10 protein-coding genes are annotated in these 17,511 nt (G+C 66.4%); 4 read left to right on the top strand and 6 right to left on the bottom strand.

The features are described from left to right. Positions 1–23: 23 nt before the first annotated feature. Both dcd and PK98_RS16415 read left to right on the top strand, forming a co-directional pair. The gene (gene dcd, locus PK98_RS13390; protein ID WP_039097334.1) at positions 24–578 is read left to right on the top strand and encodes a dCTP deaminase; all 555 of its coding nucleotides are present in this window, start codon (positions 24–26) and stop codon (positions 576–578) included. 62 nt (positions 579–640) lie between these two features. Beyond that, a complete protein-coding gene (locus tag PK98_RS16415) occupies positions 641–1,231 on the top strand; it encodes a DoxX family protein (protein WP_039097333.1) in 591 nt (196 codons plus the stop codon). Positions 1,232–1,280: 49 nt separating this feature from the next. On the opposite strand, the gene PK98_RS13380 is transcribed toward PK98_RS16415, so the two are convergent. The 3 genes from PK98_RS13380 to PK98_RS13370 form a co-directional block, all read right to left on the bottom strand. Beyond that, entirely contained in the window at positions 1,281–3,428 is a 2,148-nt protein-coding gene (locus PK98_RS13380) for a TonB-dependent receptor (RefSeq protein WP_039097332.1), read from the bottom strand. Positions 3,429–3,499: 71 nt separating this feature from the next. Then, positions 3,500–4,831: a glutamate--tRNA ligase gene (locus tag PK98_RS13375; RefSeq protein WP_039097331.1), complete on the bottom strand. Its 1,332-nt coding sequence runs from the start codon at positions 4,829–4,831 to the stop codon at positions 3,500–3,502. A 61-nt stretch (positions 4,832–4,892) separates the two neighbouring features. Further along, entirely contained in the window at positions 4,893–5,312 is a 420-nt protein-coding gene (locus PK98_RS13370; protein WP_039097330.1) for an META domain-containing protein, read from the bottom strand. A gap of 123 nt (positions 5,313–5,435) precedes the next feature. Between PK98_RS13370 and PK98_RS16080 the strand changes: the two genes are divergently transcribed. Further along, complete coding sequence (locus PK98_RS16080; RefSeq protein ID WP_052208685.1) at positions 5,436–6,320, top strand: hypothetical protein; 885 nt, start codon at positions 5,436–5,438, stop codon at positions 6,318–6,320. Beyond that, the gene (locus tag PK98_RS13360) at positions 6,320–7,225 is read left to right on the top strand and encodes an ankyrin repeat domain-containing protein (protein WP_039097329.1); all 906 of its coding nucleotides are present in this window, start codon (positions 6,320–6,322) and stop codon (positions 7,223–7,225) included. Before PK98_RS16080 ends, PK98_RS13360 begins: the two co-directional genes overlap by 1 nt. Before the next feature lie 27 nt (positions 7,226–7,252). Here the strand turns inward: PK98_RS13360 and PK98_RS13355 are convergent, their stop codons facing one another. The 3 genes from PK98_RS13355 to rpoB all read right to left on the bottom strand — a co-directional run bounded on the left by PK98_RS13355 (position 7,253) and on the right by rpoB (position 17,104). Continuing rightward, positions 7,253–8,365: an NADH:flavin oxidoreductase gene (locus PK98_RS13355; RefSeq protein WP_039097328.1), complete on the bottom strand. Its 1,113-nt coding sequence runs from the start codon at positions 8,363–8,365 to the stop codon at positions 7,253–7,255. A gap of 140 nt (positions 8,366–8,505) precedes the next feature. Then, positions 8,506–12,840: a DNA-directed RNA polymerase subunit beta' gene (gene rpoC, locus PK98_RS13350; protein WP_039097327.1), complete on the bottom strand. Its 4,335-nt coding sequence runs from the start codon at positions 12,838–12,840 to the stop codon at positions 8,506–8,508. An 82-nt stretch (positions 12,841–12,922) separates the two neighbouring features. Beyond that, entirely contained in the window at positions 12,923–17,104 is a 4,182-nt protein-coding gene (gene rpoB, locus PK98_RS13345) for a DNA-directed RNA polymerase subunit beta (RefSeq protein ID WP_039097326.1), read from the bottom strand. Positions 17,105–17,511 lie beyond the last annotated feature (407 nt).

Below are 17,511 nucleotides of genomic sequence, written 5' to 3'. Positions count from 1 at the left end.
CGCGGCCTGACTATGCCGCGCCCATGACGATTCTCTCCGACCGCTGGATCCGCGAACAGGCGCAGGCCACCGGCATGATCCAACCCTTCGTGGAACGCCAGCAGCGGGACGGGTGCATCTCCTACGGCCTGTCATCCTATGGCTATGACGCGCGGGTGGCGGACGAGTTCAAGATCTTCACCAATGTCGACAATGCCGTGGTCGACCCGAAGCATTTCACCGCCAACAGCTTCGTCGACCGCAAGACCGATGTCTGCGTGATCCCGCCCAATTCCTTCGTGCTGGCGCGCACGGTGGAATATTTCCGGGTGCCGCGCGACGTGCTGGTGATCTGCCTCGGCAAGTCAACCTATGCCCGCTGCGGCATCATCGTGAACGTCACCCCGCTGGAACCGGAATGGGAGGGGCACGTGACCCTGGAATTCAGCAACACCACGCCGCTGCCGGCCAAGATCTACGCCAATGAAGGCGCGTGCCAGTTCCTGTTCCTGCAGGGGAACGAGCCGTGCGAGGTCAGCTATGCCGACCGGGCAGGCAAGTATATGGGCCAGCAGGGCGTGACACTGCCAAGGCTGTAAGGCAGGCACTTACCTGCCTGCCGAGCGTTTCCTCGCCACAACAATCAGGGGAGTTGCCGCCGATGTCCGCCATCGCTGCCACAATTGGCCGCATATTGCTGGGTGCACTGTTCGTGCTGTCCGGCATTCAGAAGCTGGCCGCACCGGCCGCAACCGCCGATTACATCGCCGCAAACAGCGTCCTCTCGCCGGGCCTTGCCATACCCGTGGGCGTCTTCGAACTGGTCGCCGGCCTGCTGCTTGCGCTGGGGCTGATGAGCCGGCTGGTCTCGATACTGCTGGCCGGGTTCACCCTGATGACCATCGTCATCTTCCACCCGCAGATCACCGATCCGGTGCAAGGCATGCAGGCCCTGAAGAATGTCGCCATCACCGGCGGCCTGCTGATGGTGTTCGCCTACGGCCAGATGCGCTGGCATTACGACCACGTCCAGGCGGTGCGCAAAAGCGAACTGGCGGCGCTGGAGGCGGAAAAGCGAGCACGCGAGGCGGAGCTGGCGCAGGCACGGGCCGAGGGTCTGGCCGAAGGGCGCGGCGATGCGCATGTCGCCGCCAGTCCCAACGCCGTCACGGCACGGGCCACGCCGGGTGCCTATGTCGACACGGACGGCGATGGCGTACCAGACCGCAAGCGGTCCTGGTGGCGCTACTGACCACCCGATTGGCGAGCCTGCACCGGCAGGCTCGCCATCATCCTGCCGATCAGAGGCTGAGCCGTGCGGTCAGCCGGACATTGCGGCCGGCCAGCGGCACGTAGTCCTTCGTGAAGCTGGCATGATTGCGGCCCTGCACGTCGAACACATTGTCGCCTTGCAGCAGCAGCGTGAAATTGTTCGAACCTTCCACCGGGTGCCACGCCAGCGACAGGTTGACGAAGGTGAAGCTGTCCGTCGTCGTTTCCGCACCTTGGACGCGATCCTGATCGTCGAACCACTGCACCTCTGCACGCGCATCGAAATGGCCCAGGTTTGCTTCCAGGGCGCCCAGCAATGCCAGCGGCGGAATGCGCGGGACTGGGCTGCCATCGTCCAGCGTGGCGCGGGTATAATCCGCCCGCACATCGGCCAGCAGCCCGAAAGCTTCCCTGGTGATCAGCGGTAGCTGCGCCTCCGCTTCCACGCCCCACTGGTCCATCGCCTGCTGCCCGAAGAACGCGACCGGCAGGCCGTCCGCTTCCTCGTCCGTCTCCGTCAGGTAGATGAAGTTTTCGAACCAGTTGCGGTACACGCTGGCCGACAGCCGCGCCGGGCCCAGATTGCCGCGGACATAGCCTTCCAGCCCCCAGCTGCGCTCCTTATCCAGATCGCCATTGCCGACCTCGAACAGTTGCGTCGCGACGTGCGGGCCCTCGGCATACAGTTCCAGCGCCACGGGTGCGCGTTCGGCATGGCTGCCGTTCAGGCCGATGCGCAAGGCCCCGGTCAACTGCGCGGACAGGCCCAGCGAGCCGGAGAACGCATCGAATTCGCGGTGCTCGTCCAGCGCGTTCACGTCGATCGTGGTATGTTCGTAACGGGCGCCCGCCTCCAGCTCGGCCGGGCCGAGATCCACCTCCTGCAAGGTGAACAGGGCGATGCTCTCCGTCTCGTTCGGCGGAACGAACGCCTCTTCCCCGGTGGCGGCGAAGTTGATGTGCTGGAACTGCACACCGACAGACCCGCCCCACCCTTCGCGGCGGTTCTGCACCAGCTCCAGCCGGCCTTCCACCGTCTCGACATCGAACACGGTGCCGATCTCGTCACCTTCGAATTCGGTGTGGGAGTAGTCGGTATAGGCCAGGCGCGTCCGGGCCTCGCGGAACAGGCCGGTGCCCAGGTCGACAACGCCCTTCAGGTCGCCACGATACTGGCGCAGGCCGATGGTGACGTTCTCCTCGCCATGGCCCGCTTCCTCGCCTGCCTCATGGCCGTGGTCGTGATCGTGGTCCTCGCCCTCTTCCCCGTGCGCATGTTCGAAGCCGGGGCGGCTGGGCACGCCATAATCGCTGTCGAAATAGCTGAAGCCTGCGGCAAAGCTGCTGTTGCCGGAAAACCAGTTGAGGCTGGTGCCAAGGCTCGTCTGCTCGCTTGCCGTGTTGCGGACCATGCCACGCTGGTTAGCCAGTCCGGTCAGTTCGGCGGCTTCGTCCGTCTCGCCGTCGGCGGCGTGCTCCGCCGCATCAGCCAGCAGGTCGCTGCGCAGGTCGCGCGCCAGCACATAGCCGGGCACTTCCAGATCGTTCGTCTTCTGCCACGCGCCATCGACGTGGAAGATCAGGTCAGGCGTCAGCCGCAAATCGACCGAAGCCCCCGCCTGCCGCCGGTCGTAGGCATCATCGATCCCGGCCATGGCGTCGACATGGACCGCCTCCTCCAGCCGCCGTTCCGGCAGGCGCCGGGTGATGATGTTGACCGCACCGCCAATTGCCTGGCTGCCATACAGCAGCACCGCCGGTCCGCGCAGCACCTCCACGCTGGTGGCGATCAGCGGATCGATGGCGACGCCGTGATCGTCCGACACATTGCCGGCATCGGCAGTGCCCAGCCCGTCGACCAGCACGCGCACGCGGTCACCCCCCAGACCGCGCAGGATCGGGCGGGCCGCCCCCGGCACGAAACCGGTGGAAGCGACGCCCGGCACCTTGTCCAGCACGTCACCAATCTGGCTGTTCATGTTGCGCTGCAATTCCAGCCCCGAGACCACGGAGGTGCCGGCCAGCAGATCCAGGCGGTCAAGCCCGGCGGCGGTCACCACGATCGGTCCATGGAAATCGTCCCCCGTGGACCGGGCATTGCCAGCCTGCTGGGCCAGCGCGGCGGCCGGAAGCAGGGTGATCAGGGCGGTGGCGGCAAGCAGGACATGGCGGGGCATGGGCACGATCCGTACGTTATGTTACGCTGTAACACCGGCGCTTACGCCTGCCCTGCGGTCCTGCCAAGTGCTTATTGCAGTGCAGCAGCCTCCAGCCGCCGGCGCGCTTCCTCGCGCCCGATCAGCGGCAACAGGCGGTGCATGTCCGGGCCGGCGTCGCGGCCGGTCAGCGCCTGCCGCAACGGCAGGAAAAGCGCCTTGCCCTTGCGCCCGGTCCGTTCCTTCAGCGCGCCCGTCAGCGTCGCCCACGGATCCTCGCCCCACAGGTCCAGCCCGGCGGCCTGCTGCAGGAATGCGCGGGTTTCGTCATCGATCGCCGGCGGCGTCACCGGACCGCGGATCACCTGCCACCAGTCGGCCGCCTCGCTTACCCGCGCCAGGTTGGGTCGCACCGCCTCCCATGCCTCCGGCCCCATGCCGGCAGGCAGCCGATTGGCTACATCCGCGTGGGGCAACTGGTGCACCACCGCCGCATTGACCCGCGCCAGCTCCTCCGCATCGAAGCGGGCGGGCGCGCGGCCGAACGTGCCGAGATCGAAGCCGGCGACCAGCGCCGCCACGTCCGCCTGCGGCTCGACCGGCTGCGAGGTACCCAGCCGCGCCAGCAGCGACAGCAGCGCCTCCGGCTCGATCCCGGCATCGCGCAAGGCATCGCAGCCCAGCGATCCCAGCCGCTTGGACAGCTTGCCCTCGCTGCCCACCAGCAGCGCCTCGTGCGCGAAGCGCGGCGGAGTGGCCGCCAGCGCGGTGAACATCTGCACCTGCAGCGCGGTGTTGCTGACGTGATCCTCCCCGCGCAGCACATCCGTTACGCCCATCGCAATATCGTCTACGGCGGAGGGCAGCATGTACAGCCAGGAACCGTCGGCCCGCCGCACGACCGGGTCGGACAGGGCGGCGGGGTCGAACTGCTGCGGACCGCGGATGCCGTCCTCCCAGGTGATCGGCTCGGCATGGTCGAGCAGGAAGCGCCAGTGCGGTGCGGTGCCGGCGGCCTCCTTGCCGGCGCGTTCGGCATCGCTCAGCTGCAGCGCCGCCCGGTCATAGATCGGCGGCAGGCCGCGACCGAGCAGGACCTTGCGCTTCAGCTCCAGCTCCTGCTGCGTCTCGTAGGCCGGGTAGATGCGGCCGGCCGCGCGCAGCGTCTCGAACGCCTGTTCATGGACCGGCAGGCGCGCGGATTGCCGCTCCTCGCCATCGGGCACCAGCCCCAGCCAGGCGAGATCGGCGCGGATCCCGTCCACGAACCGTTCCTCGCTCCGCGCCTGGTCGGTGTCGTCGATCCGCAGCAGGAAGCGCCCGCCCGCCTGCCGGGCCAGCAGCCAGTTATGCAGCGCAGTGCGGATATTACCCACATGCAGATGCCCGGTGGGTGACGGGGCGAAACGGGTGATGACAGCCATGCCGCCCGCGCTAGCTTGGCTTTGCGCGGAGCGGAAGGGACTAGGGCAACGGGCCCCGCGCCTACTGGGCGAACAGGGTCACGCTGCGACCGTTGCCGCTGAACTCCACGCCATTGCCGGCCGTGCGTGCCACCTGCTTCGCCGCGGCGAAGGCCTGCTGCACCGCCTGCTCCGCCGGCGTGAGCGCCCGGCGGCAGCTGGCGACCGGTGCGGAGGTGGTGGTCAGCACACCGCCCGCCAGCCGGTAATCATAGGCGAAACGGATGCAGCCGGACTGCACGTCGATGCGGCTGGCGGTCAGCGTGGCGGCGATCGCCTCCGGCTGATCGACCGGCGCCCCGCCGGCCGACCCGACGCGGTAGGATCCCGCAAGGTCCGCGGGGGCGATCGCTGCAACCGTACCGCCGGTGCTGGCAGGTGAGTCGTCCGCCGGCTGGCAGGCGGCAAGCAGGGACAGGGCGAGCAAGGGGATGATGCGCATGGCCGCATCGTACCCCGCGCCAAGCACACCGCCAAGCCGCTGTCGTGCCCTAGTCAGTTCGCTTAGCGACACCCGCGCCCGCCCCGGTTAGCTTGCCCCGGCGATCAGGCAAGGAGTCCGGCCATGAACCTGCAGCATATCGGCAGCCCCATCCCGACATCCGGATTGCTGGCGCAGCAGGCGCTTGCGCGCGGCCTTTCGATCGAAGCCCGTCCGTCCGCGGTCGCGTCGCCGGCGAACGAGACGGCGCGGCTCGCTGTCGTGGCGCGACCGGAACCCGCCTCCGCCAACCACGCCGAACTGCGCGCCCACGCCTTGCTGGCGGAGGACGTGTACAATGACCGCGCCAGCCCGCCCGCCGGCTATCGCACGGCGAGTGCGCAGGACCTGCAGGCGCTGCGGCTGGATCCTGGCGTGCTGGAAGTCGGCGACCTGCGCGCGCGCGTCTATGTCACCGGCAGCGGCGCCGACACCCGCTACACCATCGCGTTCCGCGGGACGGAGGGGCAGGGCGACTGGATCGCCAACGCCCAGCAGGGAACGGGCAACGATTCGCTCCATTACCGGCAGGCGCTGGTCATCGGACAGAGGATCAAGAACTCGCCCCTGGCCAGCCGCGTGGATTTCACCGGCCACTCTCTTGGTGGTGGCCTCGCCTCCGCAGCGGCCATCGCGTCCGGCAGGCCGGCAGATACGTTCAACGCCGCCGGCCTGCACGACACCACAATCAAACAGGCAAACGCCGTGCGCGCCGGCGGCACCGCCGGACGGGTCGATGCCTATTATGTCAGCGGGGAAGTCCTGTCGGCCCTGCAAGATGGTGGTGACCGGGTGGCTGGCGGACTGCTGGGCGGTCTGCTGGGCGCAGCGGTAGCCGATGCGCCCAGCGCCTATGGCACCCGGCACAAGCTCGAGGCAGCGCGCCCGGACGGGGCCGGCTGGCTTGACGGCCTCAACCCCGTGGCTAAGCATGGCATGGATTGGGTATTGAGCAGCCTGCCACGCTGATGCGATCATGGATCACCGTCCTGGTGGCGGCGACATGCGGGTTGTCGATCGCCGCCTGCGCCAATTCCGGCGCATGTTATGATCGGACCAGGATGCTGCCTGACGAACGCCAGATACTGACCGCCATCACGCACGGGCAGGCCGGACGCGATCTGGCAGCGGCGGTGTTTGCTGGCGATCAGGCGGTGGTCCGGCAGATGCTGACGTCCGATCCGCAGCTGCGGACAGCCCATGTGCCGCCCGCAACCTACCCGGATTTCGCGCCCGATGGCCAGTTCGGCGATCTGCTGACCTTTGCCGTGGCGCAATGCGACACCGGCATGGTCGACCTGCTGCTGCAGCTGGGCGTGCCCGCCGACGGTGCAATCCCCGGCAGCCCGCTGACCCTTGCGGTGCAGGCGCGGGACCTGACGATCGCCAGGCAGCTGCTGGCCGCCGGGGCGCACCCTGACCAGCCGCCGGGCGATCCGTTCCGCACCATGTACAGCGCGACGCTGAAATCTCCGGAGGCGGTCGAACTGCTGCTGGCCCATGGTGCCGATCCCGACCGGCGCGACAGCACGGGCACCTCCATCCTCCAGACCGCGGTCGACGGTGACGCGATGCGTTCGGCCGAGGTTCTGATCCGCCACGGCGGCGATCCGTGGCTGCTGGGCCCGGATGGCGTGCTGCCCGTGCAAGGCATCGCGGAGCCGCTGATCCTGAGCACGGAGGCGGACGAAGCCGCCCGCCAGCGCCTGCTGCGGCAGGTTGGTCGCGCTGACCGGCCGTGGCCCCCGCCATCCCCGCGAGACGTCCGCCGCGCGGTTGCGGAAGACCGCTGGCCGATCAGTGACACGCCGGCGGCGCTTGTCGCCGACATCAAGGCGCACGCCGCACAGGACCGCGCCAACCCTTCGGGGTAACACCGCGGTCCGGTCGCAATTATCGCCTCAGACGAGTTCACCCAGCGAAGCCGCATCGAAATCGGCCAGTTCGTCGGCCCGGCCGTCGCGCACCTTCAGGGCCCAGTGCGGATCGGCCAGCAGCGCACGGCCCACAGCGATCAGGTCGAACTCGCCCCGCTCCATCCGGGCGACCAGGCGATCGAGGTCGGTCTTGTGCGACGCCTCGCCCGCGAAGGAGCCGAGGAATTCGCCCGACAGGCCGACGGAACCCACGCTGATGGTCGGCAGGCCGGTGATCTTCTTGGCCCAGCCGGCGAAGTTCAGCCCGTCCTCGCCATCCAGTTCGGGGAACTCCGGCTCCCAGAAGCGGCGCTGCGAGCAATGCAGGATGTCGACGCCGGCATCGACCAGCGGCTGCAGCCATTCCTGCATCTCCGCCGGATTGGCCGCCAGCCTGGCGGTATAGTCCTGCTGCTTCCATTGGCTCAGGCGCAGGATGATCGGATAGTCGGGGCCAACGGCATCACGCGTGGCCTTCACCACCTCCGCCGCGAAGCGTGACCGCTCCCCGATCGTGGCGCCGCCATACCGGTCGGTGCGGTGGTTGGTGCCGGCCCAGAAGAACTGGTCGATCAGGTAGCCGTGCGCCCCGTGCAGTTCCACCGTGTCGAAGCCCAGGCGCCTGGCATCGCCGGCGGCGCGCGCGAAGGCGGCGATCGTGTCGGCGATCGCTTCCTCGCTCATCGGCTCGCCAACGCTCTGGCCCGGCGCATTGAGGCCGGACGGGCTGTCGAGCGGCGGGCGCGTGAAGCCGGCATCGCCGCCATCGGTGCCGCCGGTATGCCAGATCTGCGGCCCCATCCGGCCGCCGACATCGTGCACCGCCTCGATCACCTGCTGCCAGCCGTCCAGCGGCCGCTCCCCGTGGAAATGCGGGATATGCGGCAGATTGCGCGCTGCCGGGCGTTCGATCGTCGTCCCTTCGGACAGGATCAGGCCCACATCCGCTTCCGCCCGGCGCTGGTAATAGGCGGCATTGGGTTCGCCGGGCACGCCGTCGGGCGCCTTGTTGCGCGTCATCGGCGCCATCACGATGCGATTGGGCAGGCTCAGCTTGGGGCTGGTAAATGGCTGGAACAGGCTGGACGTGTCAGTCATGGGGGATGCGACTCCTTCTATCAGGGGCGGCATGTGGCGCTGCAGCATGACCGTTCAAGCCGGCTTGGCGGCGCACAAGAAAAACCCCGCCGGACCATCGGGTCCGGCGGGGTCGATTCCTTGCGAAGACGGGCGGACGCTTACTCGGCGTTCGTGTCGCCCTCCGGCACTTCGTTCACCGGCGTTTCGTCGCTCTGCAGCAGGTAGTCGCCCGCATCGGCATCGGTGCCGTGCGTTTCGGCTTCCATCCGGCCCAGCGGATCGTCGCCGATCGCTGCCTCGGCACCCTGCATCAGTTCGGCCGCATGCTCCTCTTCCGCCGTGTTGGCGGCGATCAGCGCATCCTGCGCCCGCTTCCACTGCACGCGGATCGCGGCATCGCGGCTGTTGGCCGTGACCCGCAGGCGGTTCATGCCCGCACCGGTACCAGCAGGGATGAGCCGCCCGACGATCACGTTTTCCTTCAGACCGTTCAGCATGTCCTTCTTCCCCTCGACCGCCGCCTGCGTCAGCACGCGGGTGGTTTCCTGGAAGGAGGCCGCCGAGATGAACGACCGGGTCTGCAGCGAGGCCTTGGTGATACCCAGCAGAATCGGGAAGCCTGCAGCGGGAGCCTTGCCCTTCGGCAGACGGGCATTGTATTCCATCATCTCCGCCAGATCTAGCTGTTCGCCCGGCAGCAGGGTGGTGTCGCCACCATCGCTGATCTCGACCTTCTGCAGCATCTGGCGAACGATCACCTCGATGTGCTTGTCGTTGATCTTCACGCCCTGCAGTCGATAGACTTCCTGGATCTCGGTGCACAGATACTCTGCCAGCGCCTCCACGCCCAACACCTCGAGGATGTCATGCGGGTTGGGGCTGCCGGAGATCAGCGTGTCGCCCTTCTTAACGTGGTCGCCTTCCTGGACGTCGATCACCTTGGTCTTGGGGACCAGGTACTCCACCGGATCGCCCTCTTCCGGGATGATCGCGATCTTGCGCTTCGCCTTGTAGTCACGGACGAATTCGATCCGACCGCTGATCTTGGCAATGATCGCATTGTCCTTCGGCACGCGCGCCTCGAACAGCTCCGCCACCCGCGGCAGACCGCCGGTGATGTCGCGCGTCTTGGCGGCTTCGCGGCTGGCACGGGCCAGGATGTCGCCCGCCTCCACCTGCTGACCGTCCTCGACCGACAGGGTGGTGCCGGGCGCCAGCATGTAGCGCGCAGCCTCCGTGTCGTCCTTGCCGACGCTTTCCTCACCCAGCAGGGTCAGGCGCGGACGCAGGTCTTCCTTCTTGGAACGGCCTGCGGCGCGGTACTCGATCACCACGCGCTGGGCGATGCCTGTGGCATCGTCCACGCGCTCTTCCAGCGTCTTGCCTTCCACCAGGTCCAGGTAGCGCACGATGCCGCCCGTCTCGGTGATGATCGGCAGGGTGAACGGATCCCACTCGGCCAGGCGATCGCCCTCCTTCACGCTGCCGCCGTTCTCGTGCATCAGCACGGTACCGTACGGCACGCGGTGGATGGCGCGCTCGCGACCCTCCGCATCGATCACCGCGATCTCGCCATTGCGGGCCAGCGACAGCTGACGGCCGCGCTTGTCCATGATGGTCGGGATGTCGCGATATTCCACGCGGCCGCTGCTGATCGCTTCCAGATGGCTGGTCTCGTTCACCTGCGCCGCGCCACCGATGTGGAACGTACGCATGGTCAGCTGCGTACCGGGCTCGCCGATGGACTGTGCGGCGATCACGCCGACCGCCTCGCCGATGTTGACCGGCGTACCACGGGCAAGGTCACGCCCGTAGCAGGTGCCGCAGACGCCGGGCTTGGCTTCGCAGACCAGCGGCGAACGGATCTTGGCGACCTGAACTTCGGCCTCCTCGATCCGGGCAACCATCGGTTCGTCCAGCAGGGTGCCGGCCTTGATGATCACCTCGCCCGTCGCCGCGTTCAGCACGTCCTCGGCCACGGTGCGGCCCAGGATACGTTCGCCCAGCGACGCGATCACGCTGCCGCCCTGGATGATGGCGCGCATCTCCAGTGCATTGGTGGTCTTGCAGTCGTCCTCCACGATCACGCAGTCCTGCGACACGTCGACCAGGCGGCGCGTCAGGTAACCGGAGTTCGCGGTCTTCAACGCCGTGTCCGCCAGGCCCTTGCGGGCGCCGTGGGTGGAGTTGAAGTATTCGAGGACGGTCAGGCCTTCCTTGAAGTTGGAAATGATCGGCGTCTCGATGATCTCGCCCGAAGGCTTGGCCATCAGGCCGCGCATGCCCGCCAGCTGCTTCATCTGGGCCGGGGAACCACGGGCACCGGAATGGCTCATCATGTAGATCGAGTTGATCTGCTTCTGGCGGCCGTTCTCGTCCAGCGGGGCGGCACGGATCTCGTCCATCATGGCGTTCGCCACCTGGTCGCCGCACCGGCTCCAGGCGTCGATCACCTTGTTGTACTTCTCCTGCTGCGTGATGAAGCCGTCCTGGTACTGCTGCTCGTAATCGGCCACCAGCGCCTTGGTCTCGTCCACCAGCTGCACCTTGCTGTCGGGGATGATCATGTCATCCTTGCCGAAGCTGATGCCCGCCTTGAACGCGTTGCGGAAGCCGAGCGACATGATCGCGTCGGCGAACAGCACCGTGTCCTTCTGGCCGGTGTGGCGATAGACCTGATCGATCACGTCGCCGATCTCCTTCTTGGTCAGAAGGCGATTGATGACGCTGTAGGGCACCGTGTGGCTCTTGGGCAGGCACTCACCGATCAGCATGCGGCCCGGCGTGGTTTCCACGCGCGCCATGTACTGCTTGCCCTTCTCGTCCGTCTGCGGGACGCGGCTGGTGATCTTGGAGTGCAGCGTGACCGCACCGACATGCAGCGCCTGGTGCACCTCGGCCAGATCGGCCAGGATGCTGCCCTCGCCCGGCTCGCCTTCGCGATCCATCGACAGGTAGTACAGGCCCAGCACCATGTCCTGCGACGGCACGATGATCGGCTTGCCGTTGGCGGGCGACAGGATGTTGTTGGTCGACATCATCAGAACGCGCGCTTCCAGCTGCGCCTCAAGGCTCAGCGGGACGTGTACGGCCATCTGGTCGCCGTCGAAGTCGGCGTTGAAGGCGGAACAGACCAGCGGGTGCAGCTGAATCGCCTTGCCCTCGATCAGCACGGGCTCGAACGCCTGGATGCCCAGACGGTGCAGCGTCGGCGCGCGGTTCAGCAGCACCGGATGCTCCCGGATCACCTCGTCGAGGATGTCCCAGACCTCCTTGCGCTCCTTCTCGACCCACTTCTTGGCCTGCTTCAGGGTCATGGACAGACCCTTGGCATCCAGTCGGGCATAGATGAACGGCTTGAACAGCTCGAGCGCCATCTTCTTGGGCAGGCCGCACTGGTGCAGCTTCAGCTCCGGCCCGGTCACGATGACCGAACGGCCCGAATAGTCGACGCGCTTGCCCAGCAGGTTCTGGCGGAAGCGGCCCTGCTTGCCCTTCAGCATGTCGGACAGCGACTTCAGCGGACGCTTGTTCGCGCCGGTGATGACACGGCCGCGACGGCCATTGTCGAACAGGGCGTCGACCGCTTCCTGCAGCATGCGCTTCTCGTTACGCACGATGATGTCGGGCGCGCGCAGCTCCATCAGCCGCTTCAGGCGGTTGTTGCGGTTGATGACGCGGCGATACAGGTCGTTCAGGTCGGACGTCGCGAAGCGGCCGCCATCCAGCGGCACCAGCGGGCGCAGCTCGGGCGGGATGACCGGCACGACTTCCAGGATCATCCATTCCGGGCGGTTGCCGGAATCGATGAAGCTTTCCACGACCTTCAGACGCTTGATGATCTTCTTGGGCTTCAGCGTAGACTTGGTGGTTTCCAGCTCGTCCAGCAGGTCCTTGCGTTCCTGCTCCAGGTCGAGGTCCATCAGCATGGTCTTGACCGCCGCCGCGCCGATATCGGCAACGAACGCGTCCTCGCCATACTCGTCCTGCGCGTCGAGCAGTTCGTCTTCCGTCAGCAGCTGGAACTTCTCCAGCGGCGTCATGCCGGGCTCCGTGACGATGTAGCTTTCAAAATACAGCACGCGCTCGAGCTGCTTCAGCTGCATGTCGAGCAGCAGGCCGATACGCGACGGCAGGCTCTTCAGGAACCAGATGTGCGCGACCGGCGCGGCCAGCTCGATATGGCCCATGCGCTCGCGGCGCACCTTGGTGACGGTGACCTCGACGCCGCACTTCTCGCAGACGACGCCCTTGTACTTCATGCGCTTGTACTTGCCGCACAGGCACTCGTAGTCCTTCACGGGCCCGAAGATGCGCGCGCAGAACAGGCCGTCACGTTCCGGCTTGAACGTGCGGTAGTTGATGGTTTCCGGCTTCTTGATCTCGCCGAAGGACCAGGAACGGATCTTCTCGGGCGAGGCGATGCCGATCTGGATCTGGTCGAACGATTCCGGCTTGGCCAGCTGGTTCGTGAATTTGGTCAGTTCGTTCATGTGTCACATCCCATAAGGGGAAATCTTGTCGAGGCGGATGCGGGCGGCGGCCCCGTTGGCCGGGGGCCGCCCGTTCCGTCCGTCACTCCGCCGCGATCTGCAGGCCGTCGCCGTCCGTTTCCTCGTCCATGGAGGTCAGTTCGACGTTGAGACCCAGCGAACGCATTTCCTTGACGAGCACGTTGAAGCTTTCGGGAATGCCGGCCTCGAACGTGTCGTCGCCCTTGACGATCGCCTCGTAGACCTTGGTGCGGCCGACCACGTCGTCGGACTTCACCGTCAGCATTTCCTGCAGCGTGTAGGCCGCGCCGTATGCCTGCAGCGCCCACACCTCCATCTCGCCGAAGCGCTGGCCGCCGAACTGCGCCTTGCCGCCCAGCGGCTGCTGGGTGACCAGGGAGTAGGGGCCGATGGACCGTGCGTGGATCTTGTCGTCCACAAGGTGATGCAGCTTCAGCATGTAGATGATGCCCACGGTGACGGGGCGGTCGAACGCCTCGCCCGTGCGGCCATCATACAGCGTGGACTGGCCGGAGGAGGCATAGCCCGCCTTCAGCAGCATGTCGGTCACGTCCTGCTCGCGCGCGCCGTCGAACACCGGGGTGCCCATGGGAACGCCCGTGCGCAGGTTGCCCGCCAGCTCGACCACCTCGGCGGTGGTACGGCTGTCGATGTCGGCATGGTACTGCTCGCCGTAGATGTCCTTCAGCCGCTCCACGATGGCCGCCGGCGGGGGCACCGCCTGCGGATCGGGATTGGCTTCGCGCCATTCGTCCAGCTGCGCCGCGATCTGCATGCCCAGGCCACGGGCGGCAAAGCCCAGGTGGGTTTCGAAGATCTGACCGACATTCATGCGGCTGGGCACACCCAGCGGGTTCAGCACCAGATCCACATGCGTGCCGTCTTCCAGGAACGGCATGTCCTCGATCGGCAGGATGCGGCTGATGACGCCCTTGTTGCCGTGACGGCCGGCCATCTTGTCGCCCGGCTGCAGCTTGCGCTTCACCGCCACGAACACCTTGACCATCTTCAGCACGCCCGGAGCCAGCTCGTCGCCGCGCTCCAGCTTCTCCTTGCGATCCTCGAACTTGTCGCGGATGCGCTTGCCGGCCTCGTCGTACTGGCCCTTCACCGCCTCCAGCTGCGCCTGCACGCCGTCATCGGCCACCGCGAACTTGAACCAGTCGTGGCGATCTACGCTGTCGAGCAGGGCGCCGTCGATGATCGTGCCCTTCTTGATGCCCTTCGGCGCGGCGCCGGCGGCCTGGCCGTCCAGCATTTCGCGCAGACGGTTCCAGGTGGCACGGTTCAGGATCGCGCGCTCGTCCTCGCTGTCCTTCTTGAGGCGTTCGATCTCCTCGTTCTGGATGGCACGGGTACGGTCGTCGATCTCGATGCCGTGGCGGTTGAACACCCGGACCTCGACGATCGTGCCGGACACGCCCGGCGGCAGGCGAAGCGAGGTGTCACGCACGTCGCTGGCCTTCTCGCCGAAGATCGCGCGCAGCAGCTTCTCTTCCGGGGTCATCGGGCTTTCGCCCTTGGGCGTGATCTTGCCCACCAGGATGTCGCCCGGATGCACTTCCGCGCCGATGTAGACGATGCCCGCCTCGTCGAGGTTGCGCAGCGCTTCCTCGCCCACATTGGGGATGTCGCGCGTGATGTCCTCCGGCCCCAGCTTGGTGTCGCGGGCCATCACCTCGAACTCCTCGATATGGATCGAGGTGAAGACGTCATCCTTCACGATCCGCTCGGAGATCAGGATGCTGTCCTCGTAGTTGTAGCCGTTCCAGGGCATGAACGCGACCAGGCTGTTGCGGCCCAGCGCCAGCTCGCCCAGGTCGGTGGAGGGGCCGTCGGCGATGATGTCGCCCTGCTCCACCACGTCACCCACCTTCACCAGCGGACGCTGGTTGATGCAGGTGTTCTGGTTCGAACGCTGGAACTTCTGCAGCGTGTAGATGTCCACACCGGGATTGGTCGTGTCGACCTCGCCCGATGCGCGCACCACGATGCGGGTGGCGTCCACCTGATCGACCACGCCGGACCGGGTGGCGGAGATCGCCGCACCCGAATCGCGCGCCACGGTCTCTTCCATGCCGGTGCCGACGAAAGGCGCTTCCGCCTTCACCAGCGGCACGGCCTGGCGCTGCATGTTGGAGCCCATCAGCGCGCGGTTGGCGTCATCGTTCTCCAGGAACGGGATCAGCGATGCCGCGACGGAAACCAGCTGCTTGGGGCTGACGTCCATCAGCGTGACCTGCTCGCGCGGGCTCATCGCGAATTCGCCGTTCTGGCGGGTGGACACCAGGTCCTCCACGAAGTTGCCGTCGCTGTTCAGCTCGGCCGAGGCCTGCGCGACGGTGTGCTTCTGCTCCTCCATCGCGGACAGGTACTTGACCTCGCCGGTGACGCGGTTGTCCTCGACCAGGCGGTACGGCGTCTCGATGAAGCCGTACTTGTTCACGCGGGCGAAGGTCGACAGCGAGTTGATCAGGCCGATGTTCGGGCCTTCCGGCGTCTCGATCGGGCAGATGCGGCCGTAATGGGTCGGATGCACGTCGCGCACCTCGAACCCGGCGCGCTCACGCGTCAGACCGCCCGGCCCGAGGGCCGAGACGCGACGCTTGTGCGTCACTTCGGACAGCGGGTTGGTCTGGTCCATGAACTGCGACAGCTGGCTGGAACCGAAGAACTCGCGCACCGCGGCCACGGCCGGCTTCGCGTTGATCAGGTCGTTCGGCATGACGGTGCTGACGTCGACGGAGCTCATGCGCTCCTTCACAGCGCGCTCCATGCGCAGCAGACCGACGCGATACTGGTTCTCCAGCAGCTCGCCCACCGAACGCACGCGGCGGTTGCCGAGATTGTCGATGTCGTCGACCTCGCCCTTGCCGTCCTTCAGGTCGACCAGTTCCTTGACCACGGCCAGGATGTCTTCCTTGCGCAGGGTGGTCACGGTGTCTTCCGCATCCAGGCCCAGACGCATGTTCAGCTTCACGCGGCCCACGGCCGACAGGTCATACCGCTCGCTGTCGAAGAACAGGCCTTCGAACAGAGCTTCGGCGGTTTCCTTGGTCGGCGGCTCGCCGGGGCGCATCACCTTGTAGATGGATTCCAGGCCCTCGTCGCGGTTCTCCGCCTTGTCGGCCTGCAGCGTGTTGCGCATCCAGGCGCCGGTGCTGACATGGTCGATGTCCAGCAGGCCCAGTTGGTCGATGCCGGCATTGTCCAGCTTCTCCAGATTCTCGGGACCGACCTCTTCGCCGGCCTCGATGTAGATACGCCCGGTGCTCTCGTCGATCAGGTCGAGCGAGGAATAACGGCCGAAGATCTCCTCGGTCGGGATCAGCAGCGCTTCCAGCCCGTCCTTCGCAGCCTTGTTGGCGGCGCGGGGGCTGACCTTCTGGTTGGCGGGGAACACTTCCTCGCCTGTCTTGGCATCCACCAGCGGGAAGGTCGGCTTCTGGCCGCGCCATGCCTCCGGCGTGAAGGGGATTTCCCAGCCGGCGCCGCTGCGCTTCCAGGTGACGGTCTGGTAGAAGTGGTTGAGGATCTGCTCCCCGTCCATGCCCAGCGAGAACAGCAGGGAGGTCACCGGCAGCTTGCGCTTGCGGTCGATGCGGACGTTGACGATGTCCTTGGCGTCGAACTCGAAATCCAGCCAGGAACCGCGATACGGGATCACGCGCGCGGCGAACAGGAACTTGCCGCTGCTGTGGGTCTTGCCGCGGTCATGGTCGAACAGCACGCCCGGCGAACGGTGCATCTGGCTGACGATCACGCGCTCGGTACCGTTGACGATGAACGTGCCGTTCTCCGTCATCAGCGGCATGTCGCCCATATAGACGTCCTGCTCCTTGATATCGAGCACGGAGCGGGTCTCGGTCTCGGCATCCACCTCGAACACGATCAGACGCAGCGTCACCTTCATCGGCGCGGCGTAGGTGATGCCGCGCTGGCGGCATTCGGTCGTGTCGTACTTCGGATCTTCCAGCTCGTAGTGGACAAAGTCCAGCTCGGCCGTGCCGGCGAAGTCGCGGATCGGGAACACCGAGCGCAGCGTCTTCTCCAGGCCGGAGACGTAGCCCGTCTCACGGTCGGAACGCAGGAACTGCTCGTAGCTTTCGCGCTGCACCTCGATCAGGTTCGGCATCTCCACCACTTCGTGGATGTTGCCGAAGATCTTGCGGATGCGCTTCTTCTTGCTGCCGATCTTGGCGCCGGTGGAGGTGCCGGTCACTTCGGAGAAGTCAGTGGCCATGAAGGATGTGCCTCTTCAGATGAGCCGGCACATGCACGCCGGCGGATAAATCTCGCTGACGGGGAATGTTCGCAAGACACGCGGAACGCCGCCTGGCGACTCGCCCCTTGGTGGACGGTCGTGGCAGCATTGGCAGATCTTGCGGAACGTGCCGGACATCTCATCCATCGCACAGGCCCCCGCGCAGGCCCGGCTTTCTCGAATCTATCTGGCAGAGGGCGGATATAGGAGCAGTGCCGCTACGGGTCAACCGCACCGCGAATTCCGATCATCCTTATCGGAAAGCGATATTATTGATTGACGATATGCAACTCACAGCTTATCGATAAGCAACAAGTTCATTGCTGGAGATCGATATGCCTTTGCTGTTCCGTCGCACCGCCGCCGCGCTCGCCGCGCTGCTGATC

This window comes from Croceibacterium mercuriale, from assembly GCF_000802385.1.
In the GTDB taxonomy this organism is placed as follows: domain Bacteria; phylum Pseudomonadota; class Alphaproteobacteria; order Sphingomonadales; family Sphingomonadaceae; genus Croceibacterium; species Croceibacterium mercuriale.
Note: the sequence above shows the minus strand (reverse complement) of the source record. Positions and strands in the feature narration are given on the sequence as shown.

What these genes read in the sequence shown, in the direction of transcription:
- rpoB (WP_039097326.1), bottom strand. Translation starts at nt 17,104, where the DNA reads ATGGCCACTGACTTCTCCGAAGTGACCGGCACCTCCACCGGCGCCAAG.
- rpoC (WP_039097327.1), bottom strand. Translation starts at nt 12,840, where the DNA reads ATGAACGAACTGACCAAATTCACGAACCAGCTGGCCAAGCCGGAATCG.
- PK98_RS13380 (WP_039097332.1), bottom strand. Translation starts at nt 3,428, where the DNA reads ATGCCCCGCCATGTCCTGCTTGCCGCCACCGCCCTGATCACCCTGCTT.
- PK98_RS16415 (WP_039097333.1), top strand. Translation starts at nt 641, where the DNA reads ATGTCCGCCATCGCTGCCACAATTGGCCGCATATTGCTGGGTGCACTG.
- PK98_RS13370 (WP_039097330.1), bottom strand. Translation starts at nt 5,312, where the DNA reads ATGCGCATCATCCCCTTGCTCGCCCTGTCCCTGCTTGCCGCCTGCCAG.
- PK98_RS16080 (WP_052208685.1), top strand. Translation starts at nt 5,436, where the DNA reads ATGAACCTGCAGCATATCGGCAGCCCCATCCCGACATCCGGATTGCTG.
- PK98_RS13375 (WP_039097331.1), bottom strand. Translation starts at nt 4,831, where the DNA reads ATGGCTGTCATCACCCGTTTCGCCCCGTCACCCACCGGGCATCTGCAT.
- PK98_RS13355 (WP_039097328.1), bottom strand. Translation starts at nt 8,365, where the DNA reads ATGACTGACACGTCCAGCCTGTTCCAGCCATTTACCAGCCCCAAGCTG.
- dcd (WP_039097334.1), top strand. Translation starts at nt 24, where the DNA reads ATGACGATTCTCTCCGACCGCTGGATCCGCGAACAGGCGCAGGCCACC.
- PK98_RS13360 (WP_039097329.1), top strand. Translation starts at nt 6,320, where the DNA reads ATGCGATCATGGATCACCGTCCTGGTGGCGGCGACATGCGGGTTGTCG.